This window comes from Acinetobacter sp. ATCC 27244 (genome assembly GCF_000156555.1).
In the GTDB taxonomy this organism is placed as follows: domain Bacteria; phylum Pseudomonadota; class Gammaproteobacteria; order Pseudomonadales; family Moraxellaceae; genus Acinetobacter; species Acinetobacter haemolyticus.
In genome coordinates, this window is the sequence record NZ_GG665950.1 from 350,661 (window position 1) to 357,640 (window position 6,980).

Here is a 6,980-nt window from a genome sequence, read left to right on the forward strand (position 1 = left end):
CCAGCGACTTATTCCTGTTTAGATTCGAACTCTTCTAAAACACGATGAAATAAGAACGACTTTGCTCCGACAATTTCATCGAGTGGTAAGTGTGCTTGTTTAATCAGTTGTTCTAACTTGTGAGGGGCGATGCATACGGATAAATGCAAGTCACCTTCATCATCATAATGTTCTGATTGAATAACATTCAAAGTGTAAAGTTGTGTACGTAGTTTACCGTAAGCAGGCTTGAGGACTAAATCAAATTGTTGTAACTGTCCCATCAGACATTGTTGTACTGCTTGACTGAGTAAATCCAATCCTTGACCTGAATGTGCAGATAGATAAACGCGATCGGGTAGTTCGGGTGCTTTATAGGTGATTTTAGCAGTATCACCGCTCAGGTCGATTTTATTATAGACATGCAAAATAGGTGCATCTGCCCCGATTTCTTTTAGAACTGACTCTACCGCTTCGATTTGTTCAGGCATATTGGGGCTACTACTATCGACAACGTGTAAAAGGAGTGTTGCTTCAAGTGTTTCCTCTAAAGTTGCTTTAAATGATTCAACTAAATCATGTTGTAGATTACGTACAAACCCAACCGTATCAGCGAGTACAACTGTACCAATACCATCCCACTCAAGTCGGCGTAAGGTCGGGTCTAGTGTTGCAAAGAGTTGATCAGCAGCATAGACATCACTTTTCGCTAAAATATTAAATAATGTTGATTTTCCAGCATTGGTATAACCCACTAAGGAAATGGTGGGAATCGCTGCCTTTTGGCGAGCGGCACGACCTTGTAAACGGGTTTGTTGTACTTTAATAAGTTTATCTTTAAGTTGGGTAATTCGGACTCGAATGAGTCGACGATCTGTTTCGAGTTGCGATTCACCAGGACCGCGTAGACCAATGCCACCTTTTTGTTGTTCTAGATTGCCTGTAAAGCCTCGAATCAAGCGAGTCGATAAATGCTTGAGTTGAGCCAATTCAACTTGTAATTTACCTTCATGTGTACGGGCACGTAAGGCGAAGATATCTAAAATTAAGCCTGTACGATCGATGACACGACATTTTAGAACTTTTTCTAAGTTACGTTCCTGAGCAGGAGATAATGAGTGATCGAAGATCACCAATTCAGCATCAAGTGCTCTAACTAATTCCGCAATTTCTTCAACTTTACCTGAGCCAATAAAAAATTTTGGATCAGGTTTCTGACGTTGAACTGAAACATGTTCAAGAATTTCAGCACCTGCGGATTGAGCGAGCAATCGGAACTCTTCAGCATCAAGATCATCAAGAAGTTGAACGGAAACACTGACCAAAATTGCTCGTTCACTATGCTGACGCTGCTCAAAATTTTCCACGCTGTTTATAAATCCTTGGTCTCAAAGTCTTATTCTAGAACAAACTGAAAGTAAAGGGCAAAGACTGAGTAGATTTATATAATATTACTGCGTAAAAGTTCTATAAATCCTACCAATGTTCCAAAATATAAGATTGACCAGCCAATAAACATTCTTAAAGCATAACCGTAAGGTACAGTGGTTTGTGACGTAGATGCTGTTGCTTGAGATTTCATCTGCTCACCTTTTAATTTGAAAATTCGATTTTTAAATTATAATCAATCTATAAAACCATTTAAAATTGAAAAATATTATGCTTACATTCGGTTTTTGTTATGACACAAACTTTTATAAGAGGATATGAGCGTGATATAACTTGATTAATTCAATGTATACATGTTCAGTGTTTTACTGATCCGATGGTTTTAATGATTTATGACTCAAGAAGTATCAACAGCAAAAAGCAGCGCGCCATTAAATTTACTTTCCAAATTTAGTTTATATAGTCGAAAACTAGCAGCAGGCTTAGAAACCATTGGTGAAGGATTTTATCTGATTTATCGACATGGTCTTTACAAAGATCCGAATAATCCTGTGAATACTCGATATGTTCAATATTTTTGCCGACGATTATGTGAGGTCTTTAATCTAGATGTACAAGTGCATGGCAGCATACCTAGAGAACCTTCACTGTGGGTTAGTAATCATATTTCATGGTTAGATGTTGCGGTACTCGGCTCAGGAGCACGTATTTTCTTTTTGGCGAAAGCTGAAGTAGAAAAGTGGCCTATTTTAGGTAATTTAGCTAAAGGTGGTGGAACTTTATTTATTAAGCGAGGCTCGGGTGACTCACTGCGTATTCGAGAGCAAATTACAGATTTTTTAAAACAAGATATTCCTGTCTTATTTTTTCCAGAAGCCACAACTACAGATGGTCGTCAGGTTAAAAAAGTGCATGGTCGCTTATTAGGTGCGGCGATAGAAGCTCAACGACCTGTGCAGATTTGTGTCATTTGCTATGTCAATCAGCAAGGTGAGCTAGATATGGTTGCGCCATTCATTGGTGCTATGACTTTTGTTGAACATGTACAACGTGTATTGGAAATGCCAAGAGTCACAGCGCATTTATTGACTTTACCTGCAATCTCGGTTGAAGGGCATACGGTGGATAGTTTAACCAAAGAAGTGGATTTAAAGATGCGTGAAGGTCTGAAGAAGTTACACCGTAAAGTTTTAAAAGTATTGCCTGAAGATGATCTTACATAAATCCTTCAATTGGAAGCCATGAAATGACTTTCATACCAGCTCTTTGCCACCATTTCATTTTTGGTTCTTTTCTGTAGATAATCGGGCCTTGGGGTGTTTGGCGTTGCCATGTAATTTTATTATTTGCATCCAAAACTAATTTGTATGCAAATTTGGTAAGGTTCTGATCCATGGTGGTGTGTACGGCTTGAGCAAGTGGTGGACTATTCAGAAGAACGCCGATTTCGGTATTTAAATATGCCGAGCGAGGATCGAAATTAAAAGAACCAATAAAAACTTGCTTTTCATCGAGTGCCATTAGTTTTGCATGCAAACTAGAACGGCTTAAACCTTTAAGACTCACTTTTGCTTTTTTGGCCAGTTCTTCCGTCCGCTTATCTAAATCACTTTTGTCTATTGCAGGTAAAAACTCGTAGAGTTGAACCCCTTTTTCGAGTAACTCTTGACGATATTTTCCATAGAATGCATGAACAACGGCAACATCGTTGGCTTTAAATGAGTTGGTGAGAACTCTGACTTCAATTCCATCTTGCGCCAAGTCTGTTAAAACCTTCGTTCCTTTCTTTTCTGGTACAAAATAAGCGGAGATGAGATCGATATTCTTTTCAGGTTGTTCGAGGTGATTGATCAATTGAAAATTTAAATGTTCTTCTTTCTTGGCTTTTGCTCTTATTTTATCTGGAGAATCTTTGACAACTTCTGCTTTGACCCAGTCGAGTGAAATGCGTTGATTCATTAAACCATTTATGGTCTGTGAGTGATTGGTAATATCTAAGTAGTTTTGCACCGTGGCAAGTTGATAATGTTCATCTAATTGCTGCTTTAAGCTTTCATAGCTAAGGCGATGTGATCGTTGTTTAACGATATCTCTCACATCATAAGCGTATTCATGGTTCCAATAGTCATCAAAGGATGCTGAAATATCATTTACCGCTGTGCCAAATAGCATGACATCGACATCAGAAAATTGGAAATTTTCACTGATATTATAATATTGATTCGTCATGTTACGCCCACCAATCAATGCAACTTGGTGATCAGCAATAAAACTTTTGTTATGCATTCGTCGATTGATGCGCTTTAAGTCGAGCACCATATCTATGGCACGATATTTACGAAACCGATAAGGATTAAATAACTTAACCTCAATATTGGGATGTTGAGCCAAAGCTAAAAAAATTCCTTCTGTTTTTTTTGCATTGTTATCATCGATTAATAGTCGAACTTTGACTCCACGATCAGCTGCACGTATCAGTGCATGTAAAGCAAGAGCTCCAACTTTGTCGTTATCCCAAATATAATATTGTAGATCTAAGCTTTTTTCTGCTTTATCGATCAGACTTAAACGTGCAGATAAGGCTTCTAGTGGTTCAAATAATACATGGTAGCCTGTCAGTGCAGGGTGCTGGGCTTGTAGAGGTTGGATGACCTGAGCCAGTGATGTTTCTGAGTGTTCAGTTTGAATGCTTATAGAGGGTGTTGATGGTGTTTTATGTTGGGGTAAAGTACTACATCCACTTATGGTTAAGGCAATTGCACAAGAAAACGCAAGCATGTTTTTATTGTAAGTACTTGTACTTATCTTTGTATGTTTGCCATTTAAATGAGAAAATTGCGTCATAATCGTTACTGATTAAAGGTTGGGTTGAGTATACCATTTCATCGAAAAAGATAAATATAAGATGCAACCTCTGTCCCTGAGTAAATTGAAAGAGGGCTTTAATGTCGAATTCAGATCCTATTATTTTTGGCTTTTATCTTATTTTTGCGATTTTAGCACTTTGGGCCTTTATCGAAGCATGGGTTCACCAGTCACGTACAGAGACCATCCATCCATTTAAAGCTTTTGTGCATTTGCTTGCTTTTTATCTCTCTTATTTACTCGTACCTCTGTGGTTTTTTAGCTTATATGCGGGGTGGTCTGGGTACTATAATATCCATCAAACCGCTTTTGTTTTTCTCTTGAGTAGCGTCTTGGTCTACGCACGCTTTATTGAGCCACATCAAATTCATGTCAAACAGCATCAGTTTCGTTTAAATCCTACACAGGAATTTAAGCGTCCTATTAAAGTGGCATTGGTTGCAGATTTGCATGTTGGATTATTCTCAGGGCATGAGCGACAACTTAAAAGTATTGTTAAAAAGTTAAATCAGCAGCAACCTGATTTGGTTGTCGTTGCTGGGGATTGGACCTATGAACCAGAAAATCGACTTATTTATGAACTTGAGGTCCTAAAGAAAATTAAGGCTCCTGTTTATTCTGTTCCTGGAAATCATGATGAACAATATCCAGGACCACCTATTCAAGGGCTTTTAAGTGAAGCACTGGCGCAAAACGATGTGATAGATATCGAAGGTAAAATTGTTGATTTTGACGAATTTCGTCTTATTGGTATTGGTGATCTGTGGGCTGGTAAAGCCAATATGCGCTTTTTGCCTGATCTGCCCCAAGATAAACCCTGGTTAATTTTATCTCATAACCCTGATACTGTTGATATGGTGCCCGAATTACCTATGCGTCCATTGATGCTGTCTGGACATACGCATGGCGGTCAAATTGAGCTACCTTGGGTAACCAACTATATTATGAAAAAGGTTTCAATTTTAGGACATAAAAAAGGTTTTTATTCGCATGAGCATGCTGATGTCTTTGTAACAGTCGGGACAGGGATGGTTGGGGTGCCTTTTCGATTTAGAGTGCCACCCACTATCGATATTATCGAACTCATCTAAAAATAAAAAGCCAACTGACTATGAGTTGGCTTTTTGGGGAAAGAGTGATCTAGAAATTAAGGAATAATGATCACAGCTACTCGACGATTGCTCGCACGGTTTTCCTCTGAGGTATTTGGCAAATAGGGTTGACTAGAACCACGACCAATCACTGTTAAATTATTTTGCTTAAAGCCTTCATTAACAAAAATCATAGAAACGCTTTGAGCACGTTCCTCTGAAAGTTTTTGATTGTATTCTGGATTGCCGACATCATCGGTATGTCCGACAATTTTTAGTTTTTGTAAATCGTATTTATTGAGTTGCTTCGCTAAACGAGCAATCTCAGTTGCATGTTCTGGCTTGATGTCTGACTTATTAAAGTCAAAGAGTAAGCGTTCAGGTAAGCCCAAACTCCAGCCTTCATCTGTTAAAACGAAACCTTCTTGTTTCAACATTTTGACTTGGCGATACTTTAGTGGGCCAAAACTCAAACATCCAGCCAATGTTAGGCAGAGTAACGCAATAAATGAAATTTTAAGTGTGTGTGTGCGCATAACATATCCTAATTTTCTGGTTTATAAAGAAACCAATGAGGGTTTAAGTTTTTAGCTTTATACATGGCTTGATCAGCTTGCATGACCAAATCTTCTGGGTTTTCAGCGAACTGGGAGAAAGCAATTCCCAAACTAAAACTGAAATGAATGGATTGACCATTAAAGTCTAAAGGTTCTTTGCAACTTGCAAGTATGGTGTCTGCAATTGTCTCTAAATGTTCTGCTTGGTGAATAGCATGAAGAATGATAGCAAACTCATCTCCACCTAAGCGTGCAATGAAGTCTTCATGGCGAACAGAGAGTTTTAAGCGAGATGCCATTTCAGTTAAAACAGCATCGCCAGCCAAATGACCATATTGATCGTTGATTGCTTTGAATTTGTTATTATCTAAAAATAACAATGCTGAGTTGTGACGATACTGAGGATTATCAAAAATATTATTCAACTCATCATAAAAATAATGACGATTAGGTAAACCTGTTAATTGATCATGGTGTGCTTGGAATGATAGTTGATGGTTCTCTTTTTGAAGATGTGTATGCCAAATTTGAATTTCCTCAAGTAGCTCATTAAAAACAGTGTTTAAATTTTGGAATTCACGGATATGATTGTTTGGGAAGCGTAAATTATATGCTTTTTGGTCACTCACCAGTTGTGCAATGTGAGTGAGTGGCTTGATCGCTTGCATGATCTGACGGTAGGTTAGATTGACTGACCACAATAAGGCGATCACGATAAAAAACATTGAAATGGCTAATCCAATGATAATGGTTTTAAGAAAATGCAAAATATTTTCAGAGCTGCCATAAAGTACGAGTTCACCGACCTGCTTTTTATTATGAATTACTGTGAGTTGAACAGGATCGTGTAAGAACCAATTGTCGAGCAAATCTTGCAAAAAAGAGGTGTATTCAATGGTTTTACTACTTTCTGCAAGCAACTGCTTTTGAGCGTCATAAACATGGATGCTGCGGATGGCATGACTTGTGGTGTAATCGGAAAGAATTTGATCTATGGTTCCTTTATCTTTAAATACCACAGCAGGTTGAATTCGTTCAAGGACTGTTTGACTCAATAATTGAAGATTCTGCTTTGCATAAGTTTCCATGGTAAACATGG

Annotated in this window: 7 protein-coding genes; 2 read left to right on the forward strand and 5 right to left on the reverse strand. The window is 38.1% G+C overall.

What is annotated here, in order from left to right:
- Nucleotides 1-8 precede the first annotated feature (8 nt).
- On the reverse strand, nt 9-1,346 hold the full coding sequence (gene hflX, locus HMPREF0023_RS03865; RefSeq protein WP_008941244.1) for a ribosome rescue GTPase HflX: 1,338 nt from the start codon (nt 1,344-1,346) through the stop codon (nt 9-11).
- 74 nt (nt 1,347-1,420) lie between these two features.
- Entirely contained in the window at nt 1,421-1,561 is a 141-nt protein-coding gene (locus tag HMPREF0023_RS16670) for a hypothetical protein (protein WP_004640892.1), read from the reverse strand.
- Nucleotides 1,562-1,760: 199 nt separating this feature from the next.
- On the opposite strand from HMPREF0023_RS16670, the gene HMPREF0023_RS03870 reads away from it, so the two are divergent.
- Nucleotides 1,761-2,591, forward strand: coding sequence for a lysophospholipid acyltransferase family protein (locus tag HMPREF0023_RS03870; RefSeq protein WP_005088259.1), 831 nt, complete (start codon nt 1,761-1,763; stop codon nt 2,589-2,591).
- Here HMPREF0023_RS03870 and HMPREF0023_RS03875 read toward each other — a convergent pair.
- Nucleotides 2,584-4,146, reverse strand: coding sequence for a phospholipase D family protein (locus HMPREF0023_RS03875; RefSeq protein WP_005086730.1), 1,563 nt, complete (start codon nt 4,144-4,146; stop codon nt 2,584-2,586). The two genes, HMPREF0023_RS03870 and HMPREF0023_RS03875, sit on opposite strands and share 8 nt — an antisense overlap.
- Before the next feature lie 167 nt (nt 4,147-4,313).
- Here HMPREF0023_RS03875 and HMPREF0023_RS03880 point away from each other — a divergent pair, with 167 nt between their 5' ends.
- Nucleotides 4,314-5,324 (forward strand): metallophosphoesterase, encoded by a 1,011-nt coding sequence (locus HMPREF0023_RS03880; RefSeq protein WP_005088255.1) that lies wholly within the window; start codon nt 4,314-4,316, stop codon nt 5,322-5,324.
- Between the two features lie 56 nt (nt 5,325-5,380).
- Here HMPREF0023_RS03880 and HMPREF0023_RS03885 read toward each other — a convergent pair whose 3' ends face one another.
- Together HMPREF0023_RS03885 and HMPREF0023_RS03890 are read right to left on the reverse strand one after the other, a co-directional pair.
- Nucleotides 5,381-5,860, reverse strand: coding sequence for an OmpA family protein (locus HMPREF0023_RS03885; RefSeq protein WP_005088253.1), 480 nt, complete (start codon nt 5,858-5,860; stop codon nt 5,381-5,383).
- 8 nt (nt 5,861-5,868) lie between these two features.
- Nucleotides 5,869-6,980, reverse strand: a 1,112-nt coding sequence (locus HMPREF0023_RS03890; protein ID WP_008941245.1) for a diguanylate cyclase domain-containing protein, incomplete at its 5' end; no start/stop codon positions are given.